Annotated in this window: 25 protein-coding genes; 16 read left to right on the top strand and 9 right to left on the bottom strand. The window is 66.3% G+C overall.

The genetic code is table 11. The features are described 5' to 3' along the window. Positions 1-2 precede the first annotated feature (2 nt). On the bottom strand, positions 3-785 hold the full coding sequence (badI, locus tag F464_RS0112075) for a 2-ketocyclohexanecarboxyl-CoA hydrolase (RefSeq protein WP_018990075.1): 783 nt from the start codon (positions 783-785) through the stop codon (positions 3-5). Between the two features lie 47 nt (positions 786-832). Next, positions 833-1600 (bottom strand): 2-hydroxycyclohexanecarboxyl-CoA dehydrogenase, encoded by a 768-nt coding sequence (gene badH, locus F464_RS0112070; protein WP_018990074.1) that lies wholly within the window; start codon positions 1598-1600, stop codon positions 833-835. 99 nt (positions 1601-1699) lie between these two features. Here badH and F464_RS0112065 point away from each other — a divergent pair, with 99 nt between their 5' ends. After that, positions 1700-2170, top strand: a complete 471-nt coding sequence (locus tag F464_RS0112065) for a MarR family winged helix-turn-helix transcriptional regulator (RefSeq protein WP_018990073.1) — start codon at positions 1700-1702, stop codon at positions 2168-2170. Between the two features lie 159 nt (positions 2171-2329). Here F464_RS0112065 and aliB read toward each other — a convergent pair whose 3' ends face one another. Beyond that, positions 2330-3478 carry a cyclohexanecarboxyl-CoA dehydrogenase gene (gene aliB / locus F464_RS0112060; RefSeq protein ID WP_018990072.1) on the bottom strand — a complete coding sequence of 383 codons (1149 nt, stop codon included), beginning with the start codon at positions 3476-3478 and terminating at the stop codon, positions 2330-2332. A gap of 426 nt (positions 3479-3904) precedes the next feature. Between aliB and aliA the strand changes: the two genes are divergently transcribed. Then, entirely contained in the window at positions 3905-5533 is a 1629-nt protein-coding gene (gene aliA, locus F464_RS0112055; protein WP_018990071.1) for a cyclohexanecarboxylate-CoA ligase, read from the top strand. Then, a complete protein-coding gene (locus F464_RS0112050) occupies positions 5533-6327 on the top strand; it encodes an enoyl-CoA hydratase (RefSeq protein ID WP_018990070.1) in 795 nt (264 codons plus the stop codon). Before aliA ends, F464_RS0112050 begins: the two co-directional genes overlap by 1 nt. 19 nt (positions 6328-6346) lie before the next feature. On the opposite strand, the gene F464_RS0112045 is transcribed toward F464_RS0112050, so the two are convergent. Continuing rightward, complete coding sequence (locus tag F464_RS0112045; protein ID WP_157353727.1) at positions 6347-7645, bottom strand: DUF1615 family protein; 1299 nt, start codon at positions 7643-7645, stop codon at positions 6347-6349. Positions 7646-7927: 282 nt separating this feature from the next. On the opposite strand from F464_RS0112045, the gene F464_RS0112040 reads away from it, so the two are divergent. Further along, the gene (locus F464_RS0112040; RefSeq protein ID WP_018990068.1) at positions 7928-8839 is read left to right on the top strand and encodes a ketopantoate reductase family protein; all 912 of its coding nucleotides are present in this window, start codon (positions 7928-7930) and stop codon (positions 8837-8839) included. A 35-nt stretch (positions 8840-8874) separates the two neighbouring features. On the opposite strand, the gene F464_RS28380 is transcribed toward F464_RS0112040, so the two are convergent. Then, positions 8875-10914 (bottom strand): helicase-related protein, encoded by a 2040-nt coding sequence (locus F464_RS28380; RefSeq protein WP_018990067.1) that lies wholly within the window; start codon positions 10912-10914, stop codon positions 8875-8877. A gap of 234 nt (positions 10915-11148) precedes the next feature. Between F464_RS28380 and F464_RS0112030 the strand changes: the two genes are divergently transcribed. Next, complete coding sequence (locus F464_RS0112030; RefSeq protein WP_018990066.1) at positions 11149-11352, top strand: tautomerase family protein; 204 nt, start codon at positions 11149-11151, stop codon at positions 11350-11352. A gap of 44 nt (positions 11353-11396) precedes the next feature. Here the strand turns inward: F464_RS0112030 and F464_RS28375 are convergent, their stop codons facing one another. Further along, a complete protein-coding gene (locus tag F464_RS28375) occupies positions 11397-12101 on the bottom strand; it encodes a 2-phosphosulfolactate phosphatase (protein WP_018990065.1) in 705 nt (234 codons plus the stop codon). Between the two features lie 195 nt (positions 12102-12296). On the opposite strand from F464_RS28375, the gene F464_RS0112020 reads away from it, so the two are divergent. Then, on the top strand, positions 12297-13454 hold the full coding sequence (locus F464_RS0112020) for a GNAT family N-acetyltransferase (RefSeq protein ID WP_040395011.1): 1158 nt from the start codon (positions 12297-12299) through the stop codon (positions 13452-13454). Between the two features lie 38 nt (positions 13455-13492). Further along, complete coding sequence (locus tag F464_RS0112015; RefSeq protein WP_018990063.1) at positions 13493-14092, top strand: DUF938 domain-containing protein; 600 nt, start codon at positions 13493-13495, stop codon at positions 14090-14092. A gap of 308 nt (positions 14093-14400) precedes the next feature. On the opposite strand, the gene F464_RS0112010 is transcribed toward F464_RS0112015, so the two are convergent. Continuing rightward, entirely contained in the window at positions 14401-14868 is a 468-nt protein-coding gene (locus F464_RS0112010; RefSeq protein WP_018990062.1) for a MarR family winged helix-turn-helix transcriptional regulator, read from the bottom strand. A 72-nt stretch (positions 14869-14940) separates the two neighbouring features. Here F464_RS0112010 and F464_RS0112005 point away from each other — a divergent pair, with 72 nt between their 5' ends. From F464_RS0112005 to F464_RS0111965, 9 genes are all read left to right on the top strand, one after another. Further along, complete coding sequence (locus tag F464_RS0112005) at positions 14941-16098, top strand: aminotransferase-like domain-containing protein (RefSeq protein WP_018990061.1); 1158 nt, start codon at positions 14941-14943, stop codon at positions 16096-16098. Between the two features lie 46 nt (positions 16099-16144). Beyond that, positions 16145-17113 carry a DHHA1 domain-containing protein gene (locus F464_RS0112000; protein WP_018990060.1) on the top strand — a complete coding sequence of 323 codons (969 nt, stop codon included), beginning with the start codon at positions 16145-16147 and terminating at the stop codon, positions 17111-17113. 60 nt (positions 17114-17173) lie between these two features. Beyond that, the gene (parS, locus tag F464_RS0111995) at positions 17174-17635 is read left to right on the top strand and encodes a type II RES/Xre toxin-antitoxin system antitoxin (protein WP_018990059.1); all 462 of its coding nucleotides are present in this window, start codon (positions 17174-17176) and stop codon (positions 17633-17635) included. Further along, positions 17635-18099 carry an RES family NAD+ phosphorylase gene (locus tag F464_RS0111990; RefSeq protein WP_018990058.1) on the top strand — a complete coding sequence of 155 codons (465 nt, stop codon included), beginning with the start codon at positions 17635-17637 and terminating at the stop codon, positions 18097-18099. The genes parS and F464_RS0111990 overlap by 1 nt, the downstream gene beginning before the upstream one ends. Positions 18100-18194: 95 nt before the next feature. Continuing rightward, entirely contained in the window at positions 18195-19067 is an 873-nt protein-coding gene (locus F464_RS0111985) for an HDOD domain-containing protein (RefSeq protein ID WP_018990057.1), read from the top strand. A 168-nt stretch (positions 19068-19235) separates the two neighbouring features. After that, entirely contained in the window at positions 19236-21206 is a 1971-nt protein-coding gene (locus tag F464_RS28370; protein ID WP_018990056.1) for a M10 family metallopeptidase C-terminal domain-containing protein, read from the top strand. 123 nt (positions 21207-21329) lie between these two features. Beyond that, positions 21330-22046 carry an SIMPL domain-containing protein gene (locus F464_RS0111975; protein ID WP_018990055.1) on the top strand — a complete coding sequence of 239 codons (717 nt, stop codon included), beginning with the start codon at positions 21330-21332 and terminating at the stop codon, positions 22044-22046. Positions 22047-22085: 39 nt separating this feature from the next. Continuing rightward, positions 22086-22415: an MliC family protein gene (locus F464_RS0111970; protein WP_018990054.1), complete on the top strand. Its 330-nt coding sequence runs from the start codon at positions 22086-22088 to the stop codon at positions 22413-22415. A gap of 108 nt (positions 22416-22523) precedes the next feature. Next, positions 22524-23066, top strand: a complete 543-nt coding sequence (locus tag F464_RS0111965; protein ID WP_018990053.1) for a C40 family peptidase — start codon at positions 22524-22526, stop codon at positions 23064-23066. A 36-nt stretch (positions 23067-23102) separates the two neighbouring features. On the opposite strand, the gene ftsB is transcribed toward F464_RS0111965, so the two are convergent. After that, positions 23103-23381 carry a cell division protein FtsB gene (ftsB, locus tag F464_RS0111960; RefSeq protein ID WP_018990052.1) on the bottom strand — a complete coding sequence of 93 codons (279 nt, stop codon included), beginning with the start codon at positions 23379-23381 and terminating at the stop codon, positions 23103-23105. A gap of 110 nt (positions 23382-23491) precedes the next feature. Next, positions 23492-24781, bottom strand: coding sequence for a phosphopyruvate hydratase (eno, locus tag F464_RS0111955; protein ID WP_018990051.1), 1290 nt, complete (start codon positions 24779-24781; stop codon positions 23492-23494). Positions 24782-24813 lie beyond the last annotated feature (32 nt).

Here is a 24813-nt window from a genome sequence, read left to right as displayed (position 1 = left end):
GCTTACTTCTGGTGCTTGCGGAACTCGGGCTTGCGCTTCTCACGGAAGGCGTTGCCGCCCTCGGCCGATTCGGCCGTCTCGTAGTAAAGCTTGAGCGCGTGCATCGCCAGGCCGCCCATGCCGCGGATCATTTCCGTGTCGACGTTGAACGACTTCTTCGCCAGCGCGATCGCGGTCGGGCTCTTCTCGACGATCTCGTCGCACCACTTCTTCACTTCGGCGTCGAGCTGGTCGTGCGGCACGACGGCATTCACGAGGCCCATCGCGAGCGCTTCCTGCGCGGTGTAGCGGCGGCACAGGTACCAGATCTCGCGCGCCTTCTTCTCGCCGACGACGCGCGCCAGCAGCGCGGTGCCGAAGCCCGGGTCGACCGAGCCGACGCGCGGACCGGCCTGGCCGAGCTGGGCCTTGTCGGACGCGATCGCGAGGTCGCAGATCGTCACAAGCACATTGCCGCCGCCGATCGCGTAGCCGTTCACGCGGGCGATCACGGGCTTGGCGATGTCGCGGATCGCGCTCTGCACTTCCTCAATCGGCAGGCCGATCGTGCCGCGGCCGCCGTAGCCGCCGTCCTGCGTGCCCTGGTCACCGCCGGTGCAGAAAGCCTTGTCGCCGGCGCCGGTCAGCACGACCACACCGATGCTGCGGTCGAAGTCGGCGTCCTTGAGCGCGTGGATCATCTCCTCGCAGGTCTGGGCGCGGAAGGCGTTGTACTGGGCCGGACGATTGATCATGACCGTCGCGATGCCGTCCTGCTTGGTGTAGAGAATGTCCTGGTATTCCATGGTGTATTCCTCGTCTTAATGCTGAATTCGTTAAGAAAACGTGCGTCTTAGCCAGCCATCGTCAGGCCGCCCGACACGCTGATCACCTGACCGGTGATGAACGCGGCGTCGTCGCTGGCGAGGAAGGCCACCGCGCCCGGCAGGTCGCCCGGCTGGCCGAGGCGGCCGAAGGGGACTGCACGGGTGAAGGCGGTGCGCAGCTTGTCGCCGCGCTCGCCTTCGCCGCAGATGTCGTCGAGGAGCGGGGTGTCGGTCGGGCCGGGGCACACGACGTTGATGTTGATCTGCTGGCGGGCGAGTTCGCGCGCCATCGTCTTCGAGAACGAGATCAGGCCGCCCTTGCAGAAGGAGTACACCGCCTCACCCGACGATCCGACGCGGCCGGCGTCGGATGCGACGTTGATCACGCGGCCGTGGCCGCGGTCACGCATGCCCTTGACGACGGCGTGGTGCATGTACAGCGCGCCGTACAGGTTGATCGCGACGATCCTGTCCCACAACGGCTTGTCGGTATCGAGGAAGTTGCCGACCTTGTCCCAGCCGGCGTTGTTCACCAGCACGTCGATCGGGCCGAGCTCGCTTTCCGCGGCGGTCACGGCGGTGATCACCGAATCCTGGCTCGTCAGGTCGACCGCGTAGGCACGCGCCTTGCCGCCGGCGGACTGGATTTCGGCCGCAACGGCTTCGGCCGCTTCGCGGTTGATGTCGAACACCGCGACACTCGCGCGCTCCTCGCCGAAGCGGCGGCAGATTGCGGAACCGATGCCGCCGGCACCTCCCGTCACGATGACGACTTTGCCTTCAAAACGACTCATCTCTCACTCTCCTGTTGGATGACCATCAATTCGGCCCGTTGCGTCCGGGCCCTGCTTTGCGATTCAATGGGCGCCGTTCGAACCCGACATGACGCCCCGATGAAAGACCTTTCCGCTGCCAAGGACCTCGCCACGATGGAGATCAGCAACCGGCTGTTCTTCCGTTTCTTCCAGGCCGCGAACACGCTGCACACCAAGGGCACGCAGGCCCTCGACGAGTTCGGCGTGACGACGCAGCAGTGGTCCGTGCTCGGCGCCCTGTCCCGCCCCAAGGTCAAGGAGGGCATGGGCGTCGGCGAGCTGTCGCGCTTCCTGCTCGTCAGCCGCCAGAACCTGTCGGGCATCCTCACGCGCCTGGAACGCGACGGCCTGATCGAACGCGCCACGAGCGCGGAAGACCGCCGCGCCGTCAAGGTCAGACTCAGCGCGAAGGGCGAGGAGCTGTGGATCAAGCTCGCCGACCCCATCCACGACTTCTACGACCAGGCGCTGAAAGGCTTCTCGTTCGATGACCGCCTGCAGTTCATCCATTACGTCAGCCTCCTGCAGCGCAACATGGCCAAGCTGTAGTGGTCTGCTTCGCAAATGCCGTGACACGAAAGCGCGTCTTGCGACCCGTGGCTGCGTTGCTCATCCTCGCAATAGCTACTGCTATTGCTGCGGTTCGCGCCTTGCCACAGGTCGCAATCCATCGCTTTCGTCCAGTCACTTGATTTACGAAGCAGGCCACTAAACCTCGTGCGCCGCGAGCTTCTGGCGGCCGATGATCATCTTCATGATGTTCGCGGTGCCGTCGCCGATCTGCAGACCCATCACGTCGCGGTAGCGCTGGCCGAAGTCGTAGTCGCTCGCGTAGCCGCCGTGGCCGTGCGTAAGCAGGCACTGGTGGATGATTTCGCACGCCACCTTGGGCGCCCACCACTTGCACATCGCCGCCTCGGCCGTGTGCTCCAGCCCCTGGTCCTTCAGCCACAGCGTCTTCAGGCATAGCGCGCGACAGGCTTCGTACATCGTCTCGGCCTCGGCGAGCGGGAAGGTGACGCCCTGGAAGTCGCCGATCTTCTTGCCGAAGGCCTCGCGTTCCTGCACGTAGCGCCAGGTTTCGTCGAGCGAGGCGCGGACCACGCCTATGCACTGGATGCCGATCAGCGCGCGGCTGTAATCAAACCCCTGCATCACCTGCACGAAGCCCTTGCCCTCGTCGCCGAGCATCATTTCGGCCGGCACGCGCACGTCGTCGAAGAAGATCGAGCCGCGGCCCACGGGGCGGGTGCCGATATCGTCGAAGGCCGTGCGGGTGATGCCCGGCAGGTCCATCGGCACGAGGAAGGCGCTGATGCCGCGGGCGCGGTCGGCTTCGGCTCCGGTACGGGCGAACACGACCGCCACGTCCGCCTGCGTCGCCATCGAGATCGAGGTCTTCTCGCCGTTGAGCACGAAGTGGTCGCCGTCGCGCGTCGCCTTCAGCTTCAGGCGCGCCGCGTCGGAACCGGCGCTGGGCTCGGTGAGCGCGATGGCGATCGACTTCTTGCCGGCGATCACCTGGCCCAGCCACTCCTTCGCGATGTCCGGCCGCGCGTAATTCGCGACGATCTGGCCGCACAGCGAGGTCAGGAGATTCACGTAGGACACGTTGAAGTCGCCATACGAGATCTGCTCCAGCAGCAGGCCGCTGGTCACGCAATCGACCCCCATGCCGCCGTGCGCTTCGGCCAACTCCGGCCCGAGGAAGCCGAGTTCGCCCATCTCGCGGATGACCTCGCGCTCGATGCGTTCGGCCTTTTCACGCGCCTTGTAGCCGGGAGCGAGACGCTCGCGGGCGAAGCGGCTGGCGGTATCGACGAGCGCTTGCTGCTCGGGGCTGAGACTGAAATCCATCGCTGCTCCTCCTGTGTAGGTTTTGCGCATTCTAGGGAGCACTGAACTTTTCTGTCAATACATTGCTATTTTGTTTTCAAACACGATGGAACAATTGCTGCTGATCACGATCCGTCAATAAGCCCGTTCCCCTTGCGTTAAAGGGCTCTGCGCACGTCCAGAACTCCACGGCGAAGATACCTACACGAGCGTTTGTGACAATCTATTGACTTATACTAGCAAAGGGGATAGCTTTGCGACGCTGTCGGCCGCGGCCGGCTGCAGAGATCAACCAAGGAGACGTGCCCTCGCAAACCGGGCGCAACGGGATCGGCGATGCGTACTTCCACAAGGGCGCGTCGCCGCCCCGCCCGGCATGCTGCCGTCTCGCAACAAGACATTCAGGGTTGCGCGGGCCAAGCCCCCGCCAAGTGAGGAGAGATAGAAATGAACTTCGACCCGGTGCTGATCGCCGACCGCATGACTGCCATGAAGGCCGCCGGCCTGTGGCGCGACGAGACGATCGACGTGCACTTCCGGCGTGCGCTGTCCGATTGCCCCGACAAACCGGCCGTCGTTGGCTACCGCGACGGCCAGACCGCGCCGGTCCGCCTCAGCTATCGCGAACTCGACCGACGGGTCGACCTGATCGCCCGCAGCCTCGTCGCGCTCGGCGTGGGCCGCAGCGACGTCGTGAGCTTCCAGCTGCCCAACCGCTGGGAATTCGTCGCGCTCTCGCTCGCCTGCGCCCGCATCGGTGCCGCCGCGAACCCGGTGATGCCGATCTTCCGCCAGCACGAACTGAGCTACATGCTGGACTTCGCCGAATCGAAGGTCTTCATCGTCCCGACGGTGTTCCGCAAGTTCGACCACGCCGCGATGGCACGCGAGCTGCAGCCCAAGCTGCCGCACCTGAAACAAGTCGTGGTCGTCGACGGTGACGGCGAAGACAGCTTCGACCGCGTGCTGATGCGCGAGGACACGCCGCCCCTTTCCGGCCCGGGCATCGGACCCGACGACGTCTCGCTGCTCATGTACACGTCGGGCACGACGGGCGAGCCCAAGGGCGTGATGCACACCTCGAACACGCTCTTCTCGAACCTCCACGCCTATATCGCGACGATGGAGCTGAGCCCGTCGGACATCATCCTCGGCGCGTCGCCGATGGCGCACCTCACCGGCTACGGCTATCTCGCGATGCTGCCGCTGATCCTGAACTCGACGACGGTGCTGCAGGAAATCTGGGACGCGCCGCGTGCGCTGGAGATCGTCCGCGACGAGGGCGTAACCTTCAGCATGGCCTCGGCGGCCTTCGTTTCCGACATGTGCGCGGCAGTCGAGGCGGGTTCGCCGGTGTCACCGCAATTCACGAAATTCAACTGCGCCGGGGCGCCGATTCCCCCCGTCGTCGTCCAGCGCGCGTGGGACCTGATGGGCCTGAGCATCTGCTCGGCGTGGGGCATGACCGAATGCGGCGCGGTGACCGTCACGGAACCGGCGCGTGCGCTGGAGAAATCCGGCGTCTCCGACGGCCGCGCCCTGCCCGGCATCGAGATCCGCATCGTCGGTGCGGACGCGGCCGAACTGCCCACAGGCGAGACGGGCGAACTGCTGATCCGCGGCTCGTCCCTGTTCGCCGGCTACCTCAAGCGTCCGCAACTCAACGGTGTCACCGCCGACGGCTGGTTCGACACCGGCGACATGGCCTTCCAGGACAGCGAGGGTTACATCCGCATCAACGGCCGCAGCAAGGACATCGTGATCCGCGGCGGCGAGAACATCCCGGTCGTCGAAATCGAGAACCTGCTGTACCGCCACCCTTCGATCACGACGGTCGCGGTCGTCGGCTACCCGGACCGCCGCCTCGGTGAGCGCATCTGCGCCTTCGTCTCGCTGAAACCCGGCTGCCGGCTGACTTTCGAAGACCTCACGGCCTATCTCGACAAACAGCAGGTCGCGAAGCAGTACTACCCGGAACGCCTCGAGATCGTCGAGGACCTGCCGCGCACGCCGGCCGGCAAGCTGCAGAAGTTCAAGCTGCGCGAAACCGCCAAGTCCTTCGGCACGGAGCAGTGATGGCGACGGAAGACGACACGATGACGTCAGTGATCCTCGCTGAAACGCGCGGCAAGGTCGGCCTCATCCGCATCAACCGCCCGGAAGTGTTCAACGCGCTCAACGACGACGTGATGAGCGGGATCGGCCAGGCGCTCGACCGTTTCGAAGCCGACCCCGGCATCGCCTGCGTCGTGGTGACGGGCTCCGACAAGGCCTTCGCCGCCGGCGCGGACATCGCCGCGATGCGCGCGATGGACTACATGGACGCCTACAAGGGTGACTTCATCACGCGCAACTGGGAGCGTCTCAAGACCTTCCGCAAACCGACGATCGCCGCCGTCTCGGGCGTCGCGCTGGGCGGCGGCTGCGAACTGGCGATGATGTGCGACATCGTGTTCGCGGCGGACAACGCCCGTTTCGGCCAGCCGGAAATCAGGATCGGCACCATCCCCGGTGCGGGCGGCACGCAGCGCCTGCCGCGCGCGGTGGGCAAGACCAAGGCGATGGACCTGTGCCTGACCGGTCGCCTGATGGACGCGCAGGAAGCGGAGCGCAGCGGCCTCGTTGCGCGCATCTTTCCCGCCGGAAGCGTGCTCGACGAAGCGCTCGCGGCGGCCGCGAAGATCGCCGAGTTCTCGCTGCCCGTCCTCATGATGATGAAGGAAACGGTGAACCGCGCCTTCGAAGGCCCGCTCAACGAGGGCCTGCTCTTCGAGCGTCGCACGCTGCACGCGACCTTCGGGCTCGCGGACCAGAAGGAAGGCATGGCCGCCTTCGTCGAGAAGCGGCCGCCCCGCTTCGCCGACCGCTGAGTGCGCTGGACGGCGGCGCTCAGCTTCGGCGGGCGCCGTTCGACACCAGCGGCAACTGCAGGTCGGGCACCGTGGCCGCGCGGTTCATGCACGAGCGGTAGCGGGTATTCACGCGATCGGCGAACCAGGCAGTGGTGAGCTTTCGCGTGATCTTCGGGCTGTGGAGGCGGATCTGCGGCAATGCCTCGCGCGCCGCGGGCCGCCCCTCCACTTCATCCGCGAGCGCGAACACGCGCTGGTAGAGCTTCGTGCGGCCGAAGGATTCTTCCTTCTCCTGCCGTAGCGCGGACTCGATCTCGACCTCGTTGAGTCGCAACCGACGCGAAATCTTCAGCGCCGCCCGCTGCGTTGTGCTGGCGACCGTGCTCGGGCGCCCGTCCGCGTAACGCAGGAGGTCGCCATCCGGCACCAGGGCCTGCCCGGCCAGTCTGGCGAGGGCCTGCTGGAAAGCGGCGTTGCGGCTCGCGTAGTGCCCCGCGTTGAAATCCGCGAAGCGATAGAGTGGGCTACTGTAGGGTGCCGGGTAATCGAGCAGGTGGGCGATGCCGAAATAGACACCGCCGCGACGCGTGAACACCGCCTCGCGCACCTTGCCGTTCGTCGCGGCCGCGTAGGGTTTCTCGCGCGCATGCGTCTCGGCGAATGTGACGCTGACCTGCATCGGACCGCCGGTACGCACCGGGTTGTATCCGCTCAGCAACAGCTTGCCGCCGGGAACCTCGTCGATGATGTCGCCGTAGAGGATGCTCATCTGGCGCTCGGTCTTCAGCCCGTTGACGCGCTGGCGGTAGGTCCGTCCGTCGCGCGAGGGCTGGGACAACGCGGCGTCCAGCGCCATCTTCGGAATCAGGTAGCGCTTGCGGCGCGTTTCGATTTCACGCCACACGATTTTCGACAAACCAGGCACCACCGGATCCGCCTGGAAACCGGACTCCTGCTCGATCACCGCGATCGACGCGCAGAAGTTTTCCGCGTTCGGCGCGAGGCGCAAGCCCATGAAGGCCGCGACGATGTCCGCCGCCCACTCGTCGCGCTCGCGCGTGACGCCCGGCGGAAGCAGCGCATACACGAACCTGCGTGCGTCCTGTTCCTGCACGCGCGGCGGGAAACCCGGCACGAACCGTCCCCCTGCCGGAGCCGCCGGCACTGCGCCCTGCGGCGGAGGCACGGGGGCCGACGGGAGCGTGTCGGGCATCCGCATTTCGACCGGTGCGGGTGCCTGGACCGCCGGCGGCTCGGAGACGGCCGCGCAACCGCCGAGAAAGGCGGCGAGGACGGAAAGGACGGGGGCGAGTCGGGAGATGCGCTGCGTATTCATCGATCGGTGCGATTGGGAACCGGCGCCTCGTCCGACGTATTCCGGATGCTGCGGCGCGGTGCGCAACACTATCAGATTGCGCCCCGCGCTTCCCCGCTTTTTCGTACGCCTCGCCTGCAGCAGCGGGAATCCGGGTGCATCCTTCCCTCGACGCACCGGCTCAACAGAACGGCCCGATCGTGCCCAAGGCGCGGCATGGCGCTACCATGTCGGTTTCGCCGCGGACCACCGTCTCACGGGTGCGCATTCCGCGACCGCTACCGACACAACGGAGACATGCTCATGAGGATTGCAGTGATGGGAGCCGGCGCGGTCGGTTGCTACTACGGCGGCATGCTAGCGCGCGCCGGCCACGAAGTGGTTCTGGTCGGCCGCCCGGTACACGTGGACGCCATGGCACGCGATGGACTCCTCCTCGATACTCGCGACTTCCAGCAGCGCGTACCGGTAAAGGCGTGCACCGGCGCGGAGGGCGTGCGCGGCGCGCAACTCGTGCTGTGCTGCGTGAAATCGACCGACACCGCAACCGCCGGCGCCGACATGGCGCCGCACCTCTCCCCCGAAACGATCGTCCTCAGCCTGCAGAACGGCGTCGACAATGCCGAACGGCTGCAGGCACAGCTCGGCCGCGAGGTCGGCGCCGCAGTGGTCTATGTCGCGACGGAGATGGCGGGGCCGGGCCATGTCAAGCACCAAGGCCGCGGCGAACTCGTGATCGGCCCGTCGGACGCATCCGGCCGCCTCGTCGAACTCTTCGGCGCCGCCGGCGTGCCAGTCGAGCTGTCGGACAACGTCGTCGGCGCGCTTTGGGCCAAGCTGATTCTCAACTGCGCGTACAACGCGCTATCGGCGATCACGCAACTGCCCTACGGCCGGCTGATCGCCGGAGATGCCGTCGAGGACGTCATGCGCGATGCGGTGCAGGAATGCCTCGATCTGGCTTGGGCAGAAGGCATCACCGTGCCGGGCGACAGTTGGGCGGCGGTGCAACGGATCGCGCAGACGATGCCGACGCAGTTCTCCTCAACGGCGCAGGATCTGGCGCGAGGCAAGCACAGTGAGATCGACCATCTGAACGGCTTCGTACTTCGCCGCGGCAAGGCGCTGGGCGTCGCGACGCCGGTCAACCGCGTGCTGTACAGCCTGGTAAAGTTGCTCGAAGAAGGTGGGGCGGAGGGCGCAGCGCCGGCCTGAAGCCGTGGCCGGCACAGTCCACCCCGCCGGTCGAATCAGCGCCTCGGCGCACCGCCGCCCGATTTACGCTGCGACGCGCCGTTTTTGCGCGATTTGCCGCGCCCTCCGCTCCGGTTTCGCGAATCGCGCCGCCCGTGCTGGCGCGCGAGCATCTCGTCGACCGTCTCCGACATGCTGCGTGCGAGCGCGACGGCGACCTCCGCGTCGGGGTAATGGTCGGGCAGGCGATAGCCCAGCCACGCATACGCGGAGTACTTCTTGCACGCATCCTCGGCCGCCTGCAGCGCGTAGCGCCCCGCCCCCACCGGTTCGATCGCAAGATGCGACGTGCGCGCCTTCGACAAGGCACGCGCCCATTCCTGCCACGCCTGGTTGAGCGATTCGACGCGCGTGGACACCGGCACCAGCGACAGCGTGAAACGATGTTCCAGCGACAGCGGCAGCGAATCCAGCCAGCGCGCACGCTCGATCTGCTCGCTCAGGTCGCCCGGCAGGAAGAAGTCGTCGGTGAGGTCGATGTTGCGCGAGAACAGTTCCAGCAGACGCGCGAGCGCGCGCTCGCCGCTCGCCGCCGAGATGCTCTTGAGGTGGTGCAGCGAGGGCGTCACATAAAAGCCCCGGCTCGACAGCGGATCGGCGGCCGTCTGCATCAGGCGACTGACGATGCGGTGCGTGTGGTCGTCGAAGCCCGCGACCAGACCCGCCTCGTGCAGGCCGAAGCGCCCTGCCCGCCCGGCGATCTGGTGCGTCAGCCAGGGGGGCAGGATGTCCTCGGAGATGCCGTCGAACTTCTTCGCCGTGGAGAACACGACGCGCGCCACTGGCAGGTTGAGCCCCATGCCGATCGCGTCGGTCGCAACGACGATGTCGGCTTCGCCGTCCCTGAAACGCTGTGCCTGCGCGCGCCGCACCTCCGGCGAGAGGTTGCCGTAGATCGTCGCGACGCGGAACCCGGCCTCCGCGATATTGCCGGCCCAGTTGAGCACGTCGCGGCGCGAGAACGCGATCACCGCATCCCCGCGTCGCAGCTGGCCAATGTTGCCCACCGGACGCGGCGCCATCTCGAGCGGTGATTTGCGCTCCAGCGTGTGCACTTCGAGCTCGCAGCCGAGACGCTCGGCGAGTGCCTCGACTGCCGGGCGGGCGGACAGCGCACCAAGCAGGAACACCGTCTTCGCCGCGGCCCCGCACACTGCCGCGGTCCATGCCGAGCCGCGATCCAGATCCTCCAGCATCTGGATCTCGTCGATCACCGCGACCTCGACCGGGCGCGAGGTGTCGAGCATCTCGATGGTGCTCGCGACATGGGTCGCTCCCGGCGTGATGCGTCGCTCCTCGCCGGTGACGAGGCTCACCGCCACGCCGCGGTCGGCGAGGCGCTCGTAGTTTTCAAGCGCCAGCAGGCGCAGCGGCGCGAGATACACGCCGCTTGCCGCCTTTGCCAGCGCCTCCATGGCCTGGTGTGTCTTGCCTGAATTGGTCGGACCGAGGATCGCAACGAAACGGCGCCGCATCATGAACGCCGTCTCGAAGGACTCGGGATAGCGCGTCAGCTTGACCGTGTCGCGCGCAGCCTCGGCGAGCGTCTCCGCGCGCCGGCGCACGGCCGCCTCTGCGAGCCTGTCCTCGACGATGCGGAAGCGCCGGCTCGCCAGCTCCTTGCCGGTTTCCAGGGCGCTCAGGAAACGCGCACCGTCCAGCCCCTGGGCCTGCGCCCGCTGCAGCACGCCGGTGACGAAGGCTCGCACGTCGGCCTCGAACTCGGCCACCGACGCCATGTGGAGCCGCTCGCGCACCAGCCCGAGGTGCTTCTCCTCGGGCAGCTTGCGCCACTTCTGCACCCGCGCGAGCACACAGCGTTCCGGGACCAGGCGATAGGGGTAACGCCGTCCCCCGACTTCGATTTCGCCAGCCACCTCGATCGCGACCGCTCCCTCGTTGTGCACGAGGCGCGCATTGAAGCTTTGCAACCAGAGATGCAGTTTGCGCGCGACGTCGAGCAGCGCGTCGTCGCCCTCGGCATCGTCCTCCGCAGGCACGACGGCTTCGGGATCGATGAAGAAGTTCTCTTCCAATTGACGTGTTCCGGACAACAAAGAGTGGAGGGTCTCATGCCCCGCCCCCTCAGGGATACCCCGTCGATCGATCGCACACGGATGGCCACCAAGGTCCGGCAGCGGAAACATGCGATACCCGCACAAACATCCCACATCGAGATGCATTACATCAGATTAATTCACTTTACGTGATTCGAACTCATCGTTAACCTGCCCGCAGTACCCAAACCCATGCAGCCGCAAGAGCCCAATATGCCCTACGTCAACATCAAGATCACCCGCGAGGGCGCCACGCCCGAACAGAAAGCCGAATTGATCAGCGGCGTCACGCGCTTGCTGCAGGACGTTCTCGGCAAGAATCCGCAGACCACCATCGTCGTGATCGACGAAGTCGAAACCGACAACTGGGGGATCGCGGGCGAGAGCGTGACCGTGCGGCGCAAGCGCGGGCAATAGGCCGGGCGCGGGCGCCATGTGAAGCGCCCCACCGCGGCAGATACTCAGCTGTGGTCGGGAAGCGCGCGCATCACCAGGCCGTGGCGCCCCCGCGTCACCGGCATCGCAAAATCGAAGCGATCGACCAGCGCACACAGCTCCAGGTCGGCGAGTGGCAGCGCCGGATCCGTGCCCGCGACGAAGCGCCGGCCGAAATCGGAATCACGCACGCGTCGCGCCAGCGCGTCCCCGTCGATCGGCTCGCCCTGCAGGCCGGACGCGAGGTAATCCGCGCAGGCGATGTCCTCGTCGCCATCGCGATCGATCCATTCGCCGGTCGTGATCAGCGCGACCCGCTTCGGCGCAACTGCGCGCAGCGCACGCAAGGTCGCACCCGCACACACGAGGCTCGCCGCGAACAACCGCGGCGCATTGCGAAAGCGCAGCAGCGCCTGCACGCCCGCCGCGGTCGACAGGATCACCGGGCGTCCGGCGAGATTCAATTCCTGCACGCCCGCGGGCGAGTTCCCGAGGTCGAAACCCGGCATCGGGCGGCCGCCGGGCAAGGCCCCGACCGTCAGCGCATCGGGCAGCAGGTCGAGCAGCAGCTCGGCCTCGGCGGCCGTCCCCACGGGATGGATCTCGGACGCGCCCGCCGCGAAGGCGTAGGCAGCCGTCGAAAAGGAGCGCAGCACGTCGATCGCGACGACGGCGTCGAAGTCGTGCGACTCCTGCATGAGGCGGTTCAGGCTGACGCGAAAGATCTGCATCGTTCGATCATACGACAAGGGGGCACCGCGCGACACATCGGGGCGGCGCGCTTTCGGGCACGCGAGTCCGACGGCTCAAGCGCCTGCCGCATGGCGCTCCCGGCGCGGTATGCTCGAACCACGCAGCGCCCGGAACGATTGCCGATGCCGCTGTCCAACAGGCCCGCCCACCTCCGCAAGCCCGCAGCCACACGCATGAGCAAGCTGACGATCCGCATCGCCGACGGCGCTGCCGACATTCCCCGCGAAACCTGGGCCGCCCTGTGCGCACCGGGACACCCCTTCCTGAACGGCGACTTCCTGCGCATCGTCGAGGAACAGGGTGTCGCCGCACCCGATGCCGGCTGGCAGCCGCTGCACCTCGTCGCGAGCGAAAACGGCGCGATCGTCGGCCTGCTCCCGCTTTACCTGAAAGGACACTCGCACGGCGACTTCATCTACGACTGGAGCTGGAAACCGGTGTGGGAACGCTCCGGCCGCCGTTACTACCCGCGCCTGGTGTCCGGCCTGCCCTACACCCCGGTCGCCGGGCCGCGATTCCTGATCGCGCCGGGGGCCGACCGCGCAGCGGTCTGCGATGCGCTGATCGCGGCCGCGCAGGGCATCGTCGCCGAGAACGGCTTTTCGACCTGGCACGTCGCGCTGGCCTCGCCGGCGGACATCGACGCCGTCGCCGCGAGGGGCCTGATCGTGAGCCACGACGTGCAATATCACTGGTCCGATGCCGGCTTCGGCGATTTCGACGGCTTCCTGCAGTCCTTCTCGGCCGAAAAACGGCGAAAAGTGCGCGCCGAGCGGCGACGGGCGGCCGCGTCGGGGCTGCGCATCGCCGTCCGGCACGGCGACGAGATCGGCATGGCCGAGTGGCCGACCCTGCACGCACTCTACCGGTCCACCTTCGACCGCTTCGGCAACTACGCCGCCTTCAGCCCGGAATGCTTCGCCCGGCTTGCGGCCGCGCTGGGAGACCGCATGGTCGTGTTCACGGCCAGCGACGGCGACGAAACGGTTGCGCTGTCGCTGTGCTTTCGCAGCGACGACACCCTGTTCGGGCGCTACTGGGGCGCCCGGCGCCAGGTCGACAGCCTGCACTTCGAACTGTGCTTCTATCGCGGCATCGACTACTGCCTGCGCCACGGCCTGACCTGCTTCGAGCCCGGCGCAGGCGGCGAACACAAGATCGCCCGCGGCTTCACGCCGCAGATCGTCCGCTCCGCGCACTGGATCCCCGATCCCGAGATGCGCCGCGTAATCGCCCCGCATCTCGAACGCCAGAAGCTGGGCGTTGCCGCCTGGCATGACGACGCGCGGGGCCATCTCCCGTTTCGCAGACCGGACCCCGGCATCGCATGACGCCACCCGCTTCACTTGCATGGACCGACGCCCCGACGATGGAAAGACCTCACGCACCGGCCACCGAACGCAACCGCGATCCCATCCTCGCCATACTGCGGCGGCACTTCACCGGCCGTCATCGCGTTCTCGAGATCGGCAGCGGAACCGGCCAGCACGCCGTCCACTTCGCCGCCGCCCTGCCCCACCTGAGCTGGCAGACCTCGGACCAGCCGCAGTACCTGCCCGGAATCCGCCTTTGGCTGGATGAAGCGCGCCTGCTCAACACGCCCGATCCCGTCACGCTGGACGTGAATGCCCCTCCTGCGCTCCGCATGCGTTTCGACGCGGTCTTCAGCGCCAACACCCTGCACATCATGAGCTGGCCCGAGGTCGAACGCCTCTTCGCGCTGCTCCCCGACGTCATGACGCCCGACGCGGTGTTCTGCTACTACGGCCCCTTCAACTACGGCGGCCGCTTCACGAGCGCGAGCAACGCGCAGTTCGACGCTGCCCTGAAACAGGACGGCCCGCAACGCGGCATCCGCGACTTCGAGGCAGTCGATGCGCTGGCAAGGGACGCGGGAATGGTGCTCGTCGAAGACGCCGAGATGCCGGCCAACAACCGCTGCGTCACGTGGCGACAGGTAGTGGCGTGAGCGGCGATGTACGCGCGTCGCCGGCGAGCGTTCAAGCCTTCCGGCTGAAGCGCTCCGAGTACGCGACAACGACCCCCGACGCGACGATGATCCCCATTCCCGCCAGAGACAGGGCGTCGGGCGGGATGAAACCCGCCGAACCGTGCGTTGCTTTTCGACTTGCGACAGGATTTTACCTGCCACACGTCCGTGCGGCGGACATCGCCTGAGTCAGCTCCGCCACGAACTGGCCCGGGCACACTCGTTGGAGATCCGCACTGCACATCCCTCGCAGACCTTCCGCGCCGCATTCCGCATCGAAACGGCGGCTACAGCCGCCGCTCGACGAGGCATTCCATCACGGCGCGCCACCCCGCCTCGGCCCCCGCCCCCGCCTGCGCAAATGCGGTCTCCAGCTGGACCATCTGTGCGCCGGTCAGACGCGCCTCCAGCGCTTCGCCCTCGGCTGTGAGCTGCAGCTGACGGACGCGCCGGTCGTGCGCCGCGGTATCGGTCGCGACCAGCCCCATCCCGACCAGTTGCCGCAACGGCGCGTTCAGGGCCTGCTTGCTCACGCCAAGCACGCCGAGCAAGGCATTGACTGAAATCTGAGGGTTGCGGCCGACGAAATACAGGATGCGATGATGCACCCGGCCCAGGCCGCGCTCTTCGAGAATGCGATCCGGCGGCGCAGTGAAGGCGCGATAGCCGAAATACAGCAGCTCGATTGCCTTGCGCAGCCCCGCTTCGTCGGATTCGGGCGCCGATTGGCCGCCGCAGAACTTTAGGTCAATCATGTTGACATGTTAGGAGGCTAACCATTACCTTGTCCATAGGTCAATATTATTGACATTTAATCGGACGCCACGATGACCGCCCAGCTCTCCGCCCTCCCTGCATTTTCCGCCCGCACCCGCGACCTGCATGCATCGCCGATCCGCGAAATCCTCGCCGTCATCGATCGCCCGGGCATGATCTCCTTCGCAGGAGGCCTGCCCTCCGGCGACAGTTTTCCGCGGCTGTCCCTCGACACCATGCCGCAGAGCGCGCTGCAGTACGGCGCGAGCGAAGGGGAACGCCCCTTGCGCGAACGGATCGCCACAGACCTGCGCACGCGAGGTCTGGACTGCAGCGCCGACCAGGTGCTGATCGTCTCCGGCTCGCAACAGGGCATCGACCTTGTCGCCAAACTCTTCATCGACCCGCAGACGCCCGTTGCCGTCGAGTCCCCCACCTACCTCGCGGCTCTCCAGGTGTTCCGCTTCTTTGGCGCACGCCTGCTCGCCTACGACGCAGAAGCACCCGACACGGCATCCTTCATGCGCGAAAAGCCCGCATTCGCCTACGTCATCCCCACCTTCCAGAATCCGAGCGGACGCTGCCTCGACGCCGCGCAACGCGCAGCCCTGGCAGCCAGCCTCGACGAAGCGCGAATCCCCGTGTTCGAGGACGACCCCTACCGCGATCTCGCCTACGATCCCTGCGAACGCACACCGCTGTGCGCACGGCTCCTGCGCACGCCGTGGATCTACCAGGGCTCCTTCTCGAAAAGCCTGGCCCCCGGCCTGCGTCTGGGCTATCTCGTCGCGTCGCCCGAGTTGCTGCCCTTCCTGACGCGCCTCAAGCAGGCCGCCGACCTGCACAGCAACCGCGTCAGCCAATGGGTGGTGCTGCAGCAGCTCGACAATCCCGCACGACAAGAGCGCATCGACGCCCTCGTCGCCAGCTATCGCATCCGCCGCGACGCGTTCGAACAAACCCTCCGGCGCCATTTCGGCGACATCGCCACGTGGCACACGCCCCCCGGCGGCCTCTTCTTCTGGCTGACCCTGAAGCGGCGGATCGACACGCGATCGCTCCTGCCGAAGGCCATCGAAGCGAACGTCGCCTTCATGCCCGGCGAGTCCTTCCTGCCACACGAGGTCGAAGCCTGCGGCCAGCTGCGGCTCAATTTCAGCCATGCAACGGCCGAGCAGGCCGATATCGGACTTGAACGGCTGGCGGCACTGGTGAGAAACGCGACCTGACGTCCGCGGTCCGTTCCAACCGCCCTGTGGCATGATGGAACGGACCATGAGCACACAAGCCACCATCTACTACCACGCCGACTGCCTCGACGGTTTCGGCGCGGCCTACGCCGCCTGGCGCCGTCTGGGCGATGCGGCGCGATATCTTCCGGTGCATTACGGAAACGCCTGGCAGCTCGATGACGTTGCCGGGCGCGATGTCTTCATCCTCGACTTCTCGTTTCCCCGCCCCGAACTCGAACGCATGGCCGCCCGGGCCCGCTCGGTGTGCCTCATCGATCACCACGCGAGCGCCCGCGCGGCCTGGGCGGATCTGCTGCACGCGGATGAAGGCGGCAGCGGCGCACGCTTTCACGACGCCGCCCACGGCCTGACGGTGATCTTCGATCTCGAGCGATCCGGCGCCCGGCTCGCGTGGGAGCATTTCCACCCCGCTACGTCCGTCCCGGCGGCGCTCGCGCACATCGAAGACCAGGACATGTGGCGCTTCCGGCTTCCCGGCACCCGGCCCTTCTGCCGCGCCCTGCGCATGCGCGACCTCACCTTCCCGGCCTGGGATCCGATCGTGCGCGCAAGCGAGGATGCACGGTCCGCAGCCCACCGTGCCCTGCTCGATGAAGGCGAAGCCGTCGACCGCTTCCTTGCCATCGAGGTCGACCGACTCGCCGCGAGTGCGCTGGTGATGCCCGTGGGCTTGCAGTCCGCCGTCGCCCCGGGGGCTGCGGCATCCCCGTCCGACGAGCGGGTGAGCGGCCTGGCCGTCAACGCCAGCGCGGCATTCGCGTCCGAACTCGGCGGACGGCTCGCCGAACGCTCGCGAAGCTTCGGCCTCGTCTGGCAGCTCGCCGGGGACGGCTTCGTAAAGGCCTCGCTGCGCGGCTGCAACCTTGTGAACGTGGCGCGCATCGCCGAACATTACGGTGGGGGCGGTCACCCCAACGCCGCCGGCTTTCGCATGCCCTTGCGGGATTTCCTCGAACAGGTGCTCGCGACAGTGCCGGACGAACCACGCTGAACACCTGATCACGCCAAATTTAACTATAATTGAAGCCATATGGCGTCAACGGAGTTAACCATGGGCATCCCTGCCGCAGCCCTTCCGCCCACCCCCTCGCTTTCCATCGAATCCGTGCTCGGCGGCTTGGGTGTGCTGCATGCAAGGCCGCGAACGGCGCTCGACTGGGTATCGCTCATCCGCCGCGGCATTTCCTCGGCGGCAGTCGATTCGGCCACCAGGACGCTGCACGTCACGCAGGCCGAACTTGCCGAGGCCTTGGGCATCCCCGAGCGCACCCTGGCGCGGCGCAAGAAGGAAGGCACCCTCAACAGCGAGGAATCCGCCAAGCTCGTGCGCCTCGCGCGGGTCGCCGAACGCGCCCAGGAGGTCTTCGAGGATGCGGACGTCGCCATGCACTGGCTGAAATCGCCCAACACGGCCCTCGGTACCGCCGTGCCGCTGTCGCTCATGGATACGGACATCGGCGCCGAGAGCGTGCTGGACACCCTCGGGCGCATCGAGCACGGCGTATTCGCCTGATGCTCACGGTGTGGCGACTGGTCACCGCGCGCTTCGCCGATTCGGCCTTCTCGGGCGAAGGTGCGCGCCTGTACGGCGGGCGCTGGAATCGCAAGGGCGTCCCGATGGTATATACCGCTGCGACCCAGTCGCTGGCCATGCTCGAGATGCTCGTGCAGGACGAACCCTTGCGCGCCCGTTACGTGGCCATTCCGGCAAAAATCCCGAGCGGCTTGCGCATCGACCGTGTCGTCGTGGACGAGCTGCCCGGCGACTGGCGCAGCCCTGCGGCGCGCCAACACCTGCAGGACCTCGGCAGCGACTGGGCGAAGCGCAACTCCGCCGCCGTGCTCGCCGTTCCCAGTGCATTGATCCCGTCGGAAACGAACTACCTGCTCAACCCCTTGCACCCCTCCTTTGCGAGAATCGCCATCGGCGAAGCACAGGAATTCATCACAGACCTGCGTCTCGAACGAAACTCGTGAGCCCGCATCGTCCGCACACTCCGATCCCGCTTCCGCCCGAAGACGATCACCGATCACCGACGCTCGACAACCCACCCGATCGCGCACTACCCGCAATGTCCACTACACACGAAGAAGACAAGACCGGCGATGCCCTGAAAGCCCAGCGTTTCCAGATGCTGGAAGACATCGCCAGCGAGATGTCCAGCAAACTGGTCTTTCCGACCTGTTTCGACGTCACGATCCGCCTGCGCGAACTGCTCGACGACCCGGACGCCCCGATCGAAAAGATCAGCGCGGCCGTAAGCCTCGACCCCATGATCAGCAGCCGCCTGCTGAGTGTTGCCAATTCCGTACTCAACCGCCGCGACGGCCCGCCCTGCAAGGATCTGCAATCAGCGATCATGCGCATCGGCACGAAATCGGTACGTTCCCTCGCGCTCGGCGTCGCGATGAAGCAACTCCTGCTGGCCAGGGACCTCACCGACTTCGACGGCATCTCCAGACGGCTGTGGACGCATTCCGTGACCACCGCTGCCGCCTGTTCCGTTATCGCGCGGAAATTCGGTCGCGTCACCGCCGAACAGGCGCTGTTCGCCGGCCTGGTGCATGACCTGGGCGCCAGCTACATGCTCTATCGCGCCTCGCAGTACGACGAACTGCGCCAACGGCCGGATACCGTCAAACACCTCGTGTACCAGTGGCACGAGAGCATCGGCGAGTCCCTCCTCTTCTCCCTCGGCATCCCGGAGGAAATCGCCATCGCCACCCGCGACCACGATCACCCCCGTCCCGTGCCCGAATATCCGCGCAACCTCACCGACATCGTCTATATCGGCAACGTCATGGCCGGCGGACATTTCGAGTGGATGGAGAAGGATTTCGATACGGCCGCGCAGGCCCGCGCCCAGCTCGGCGAACCGTATCTGTCTCTCATCGATGATATGAAAACTGCAACCGCGGAACTTCATTCCGCACTCGACAGCTGACCTACCGGGCAACCCGGTGCAAACGGGCACCGCGAACCGGATTCCCGCCCGGATTGCCTGTAAAATCCAGCTCCACGGAGGGCAGCCGAGGCGCTGCGTGTCGCCCGGGCGACGCCATGACCGATTCGCCCGTCCGGCAAACCACCCCGTACGGACACGGAGGCGCGCATGGCGCTGGCAACACTCTCGACGCAGCAGATCATCGACCAGCTCGATTCGGGCTATCACTGGGCCGGCAGCACCATCACCTACGCCTTCCCGGTCACCGCCGCCAACCTGTTCTGGACCGACGAAGGCGGCTCCTTCCAGCCCCTGAGCGCAACGCAGCACGCGTACGCCCAAATGGCGCTCGCCTCCTGGGACGAACTGATCGCGCCGTCCTTCGCCGAAGTCACGGGAACCGCGTCCGACGTCGAATTCGGACTCACTCTCAACGCCGACTACGCCCACGCGTACTTCCCGTCCTACGGGAGCGTCTGGCTGAAATCCGGCGACGCCTCCCTGGCCGACCCCGAGGTCGGCAGCTACGGCTACATGACCTATGTCCATGAGGTCGGCCACGCCCTGGGCCTGGACCACATGGGCGACTACAACGGCTACGCGCTCGAACCGACGAGCTACCAGGACAGCACGGTCCTGTCCGTCATGTCCTATTTCGGTCCGACGTACGGCTCGTGGTCGGCCGGAACCGGCCAGATCGCGTGGGCCGACTGGGTCGGCGCGGACGGCAGACTCTACCAGCCCCAGACCCCCATGCTCGACGACGTGTTGGCGATCCAGAGCATATACGGCGCCGACCGCAGCACCCGCACCGGCGACACCACCTACGGCTTCGGCTCGAACGTCACCGGCGCGATGGCGGAAATCCTCGATTTCACGCGCAACGCCCATCCCGTCCTCACCATCTACGACGCAGGCGGAAACGACACGCTCAACCTCAGCGGCTGGTCATCGGGCAGCACGGTTGATATCGCGCCGGGAGCCTACAGCTCCTGCAACGACATGACCAACAACATCGCTATCGCTTACTCGACGGACATCGAAAACGTCGTCTGCGGCGACGGCTCGGATTCGATCAGCGGCAACGGCCTCGCCAACCGTCTCGACGGCGGCGGCGGAAACGACACGATCTACGGCCTGGCCGGCGACGACGAACTTCTCGGCGGCGGGGGCAACGACTATCTGGACGGCGGCACCGGCACCGACTGGGCCACTTTCGGCGCGGACCTCGGCACCTACGCGATCATCTACGATTCCACCACCGGAATCTTCACGTTCCAGAGCCAGTCGAGCGGAATCGACACCATCACCGGCGTCGAATACTTCCGCTTCGCCAACGACGTCACCCGCAGCGCCAGCGAATTCCTCGGCGGGCAACGCGCGGCGCCGGTTGCCGGAATCACGGTCTCGGGCACCGGCCGCGCCAACGTCCTGACCGGCACCGATGGCGACGACCAGCTGTTCGGCCTCGGCGGCGCCGATTCGCTCGACGGCGGCTTCGGGCACGACCTGCTCGACGGCGGCCGCGGCGCTGATCGCCTCACCGGTGGCAACGGCGACGACACCTATGTCGTCGACAACCGCAATGACGTCGTGATCGAATCGAACGGACTGCTGGGCGGCATCGACACCGTGCGCAGCACCGTCTCCTTCGCCCTCGGTGCCGACCTGGAACACCTCACCCTCACCGGCCGCGCACGCGCGGACGGCACTGGCAACGACGGCGACAACGTCATCACCGGCAACGCCGGCCGCAACACCCTCGACGGTCGCGGCGGCGACGACACCCTGATCGGCGCGGGCGGGCGCGACATCCTCATCGGCGGCGCCGGCCATGACTTTTTCATTTTCAACACCATCTCCGACACCAGCGCCAGCGCCCGAACGGCGGACACGATCATGGACTTTGCGATCGGTGAAGATCTCCTCGACCTGTCCCTCATCGACGCAAACGTGCTCACTGCGGAAAACGATGCTTTCGATGCCACTTTCATCGCCGCCGGCACGGCCTTCTACGCACCGGGCCAACTCCAGCTCTCCGGCGGCATCCTGTACGGCAACGTCGATGCCGACGCCAGGCCCGAATTCGCGATCAACGTCGGACAGATAGCGCTCTCTCACAGCGACATCGTGCTATAGCCGCGCGAACCACCGGTTCGGCCGCACATCCGCCGTCATCGCATCACACACAATTACGCATCGAACACTTGCCGCCATGCGCCGTCGCGCTACACTGCGCGCCTTGACGCTGCCGAACGGAATATGCAAAAACACACGGCCCTGCAACGCTGCCTGCTGATCCTGCTTCTACCCCTGCTTGTCTCCACGTGGAGCCACGCGGCCGAACAGAAGGCGGACAGCGGAGCAACCACGGTCGACCTGTCGGCCGACGCCCGCCGTGCGGCACCGAACGACCTCGCCATCGCAACACTTTATTTCCAGGCAGACGACCGGAATCCCGGCGCGCTCGCACGTCAGGTCAACACCGTCATCGCCGCAGCGCTGGAACAGGCGCGCGCCCATGCCACGGTGAAGGCGAAGTCGGCCGGCACTGCCACCTTTCCGGTCTATGGCAAGGAAGGCCGGCGCATCGAAAGCTGGCGCATGCGCTCCGACATCCAGCTCGAAAGCCGCGACCTCCCCGCCCTCACCGAACTGGTCGGCAAGCTCCAGGGATCCCTCGCGCTTTCCGGCCTGACCCTGCAGCCCTCACCCGAAACCCGCAAGAGCACGGCGGACCTCGCCGCCACCGACGCGATCCGCGCCTTCCAGGAGCGCGCCGGGGCCATCGCCGCCACGCTAAGCAAGCCGTGGCGGATTCGCCATCTCTCCGTCGCTTACGGCGGCAGCCCCCGTCCCCCCTTCCCCGTTGCGCGCGCGGCGGCGACCTTCGCTGCCGAAGCCTCCCCAATGCCCGTCGAAGCCGGAGAGACGGAGATTGTCGTCACCGTGAGCGGAACAATCGAACTGACGGACTAACGCGGCACGCACGCGCCGCACGCTTCTGAAAGACACTTCATGCGCCTCCATCGCCAACTGGCAGCCCTTTCCGCACTTCTCATCGGCGCAGCCTCCCTCGCCGGCACCGCCTGGACCCGCGACGGTTCGCGGGTCGTCAGCTATACCTGCCCCGGTGGCGAGCAATTCACGGTCGAGTACTTCGAAGGCCACGTGCGCCTGCGCACGGGTGCCGGCATCTTCGCCCTCACGGGCGAGAAGACGGCCAGCGGGGAGAAGTATTCCGACGGCTATACGGTGCTCTCGGCCAGCGGGGACCAGGCCGTGCTCGAAAGACCGGGCCTGCCCCAAAATTCGGCCTGCAGCGCCATCCGCAAGGCCTCACTCTGACGCCGGGACAGGATCGTCCGCACGTTCGGCCCCACCGGACACTGCAGCTCCACTGGACACCTGCAGACAATTTCCCTATCGTTTATGAATAACGTGCAGGGGAGCTCCATGGTCGTGCGCAAGCTGCTTCATGCCCTGACGGCATCCGCGATCGCTGTACTGGTCGTAGCCTGCGGCAGCGTGCCAGCCCCGCGGCCCGACGCCTCCTCGGCACCGACCGCCCCTTCCGGACGCCCGAGCGCCGACTATTTCGTCCTCGATGACCCCCAGCATTCGCGCGAGATGGTGATCTTCGCGCTGGGCCTGATCGACACCGGCTACCGCTTCGGCGGCCGCAATCCCGATGCCGGCCTCGACTGCAGCGGCATGGTTTCCTACATCGTCGAGCAGATTTCCGGCCGCCGCCTGCCACACAACGCCGCGCAGATCGCCGACCGGACGCGACCGATCAGCCTTGCCGTGCTCAAACCGGGTGACCTCGTGTTTTTCAACACCATGAACCGACCCTACTCCCACATGGGCATCTACATGGGGGAAGGCAGGTTCGTGCATGCACCATCGAGCGGCGGACGCGTGCGCGTCGAACGGCTCGACAGTCCCTATTTCAGATCCAGATTCGACGGCGCCAGGACGCTCCAGACGGACAGTTGAACCCAGCCGGGCGCCTGCAACCCCGGGTGACAGCCCTCAGGGCTTCTGCTGGGGGGTATGAACGAAAACTTCGCCGGGCTTGGTCAACCCCAACTCGAAGCGTGCACGTTCCTCGATCGCCTCATTCCCCGACTTCAGATCGCGCACTTCGGCTTCCAGGCCGGCGTTTCGCTGTTCCAGTTCGCGGTTCTTCTCGCGCTGCTCCTGCAGCTGCCGGTCCACGTCCCACACCCGCAGCCAGCCGCCCTTGCCCAGCCAGAGCGGATACTGCAGGAGTGCCACCAGCAGGGCGAGGATGACCAAAGGCCAGCGCATAAGGATGAAAATCTGCTCGTAATCAAAAGAAGGCCGGCGAATTCATCGCCGGCCTTGTGCATCAGGTCATTGCGGACGCCCCTCGCAGGACGCCGCCAGACACGAAACGCTTAGCGCACGCGCAGGTTGTAGAACGCGCGACGGCCCGGATAGCTGACGGTATCGCCGAGATCTTCCTCGATGCGCAGCAGCTGGTTGTACTTCGAGATGCGATCCGAACGCGACAGCGAACCGGTCTTGATCTGCATCGCGTTGAGGCCCACGGCGATGTCGGCGATCGTCGAGTCCTCGGTCTCGCCCGAACGGTGCGAGATCACTGCGGTGTAGCCCGCGCGCTTGGCCATCTCGACTGCAGCGAAGGTTTCCGACAGCGTGCCGATCTGGTTGATCTTGATGAGGATCGAGTTGGCGATGCCCTGGTCGATGCCCTGCTCCAGGATCTTCGTGTTGGTCACGAACAGGTCGTCGCCGACGAGCTGGATCTTGCGGCCGAGCTTGTCGGTGAGCGTCTTCCAGCCGGCCCAGTCGTTCTCCGCCATGCCGTCCTCGATCGACACGATCGGGAAGCGGTCGGCCAGGGTCGCGAGGTAGTCGGCAAAGCCTTCCGAGCTCAGCGTCAAGCCCTCGCCCGCGAGGACGTATTTGCCGTCCTTGTAGAACTCCGACGCGGCGCAGTCGAGCGCCAGCACCACTTCGCGGCCCGGCTCGTAGCCTGCTGCCGAGATCGCGTCCTGGATCATGTTCAGCGCTTCTTCGGTACTGCCCACGTTCGGCGCGAAACCACCCTCGTCGCCGACGGTCGTCGGGTAGCCCTTTTTGTCGGTGAGCTTCTTCAGGTGATGGAAGATCTCGGCGCCGCAACGCAGCGCTTCACGGAAGCTGGTCGCGCCGACGGGCATGATCATGCATTCCTGGATGTCCAGGCTGTTGTTCGCGTGCGCGCCGCCATTGATGACGTTCATCATCGGCACCGGCATCGCCATCGGGCCCGAACCGCCGAAGTAGCGGTAGAGCGGCAGGCCGGCCTCTTCGGCCGCGGCCTTCGCGACGGCCATCGACACGGCCAGCATCGCGTTGGCGCCGAGGCGCGACTTGTTCTCGGTGCCGTCGAGCTCGATCAGGCTGCGGTCGATGAAGGCCTGCTCCTCGGCATCGAGGCCGATGATCGATTCCGAGATCTCGGTGTTGACGTTCTCGACCGCACGCAGGACGCCCTTGCCCAGATAGCGCGCGGCGTCGCCGTCACGCAGTTCGATCGCTTCGCGCGAACCGGTCGAGGCGCCCGACGGCACCGCCGCACGGCCCATCACACCGGATTCGAGCAGAACGTCCGCTTCGACGGTCGGGTTGCCGCGCGAATCCAGAATTTCGCGGGCAATGACATCAACGATTGCACTCATGGATATTCCTGTCCTTCCAGGGGGTCAAAAAT

This window comes from Aromatoleum toluclasticum ATCC 700605 (assembly GCF_000378245.1).
In the GTDB taxonomy this organism is placed as follows: domain Bacteria; phylum Pseudomonadota; class Gammaproteobacteria; order Burkholderiales; family Rhodocyclaceae; genus Aromatoleum; species Aromatoleum toluclasticum.
The sequence above is the reverse complement of the archived record's forward strand: the minus strand, read 5'-3'. Positions and strand labels throughout refer to the sequence as shown.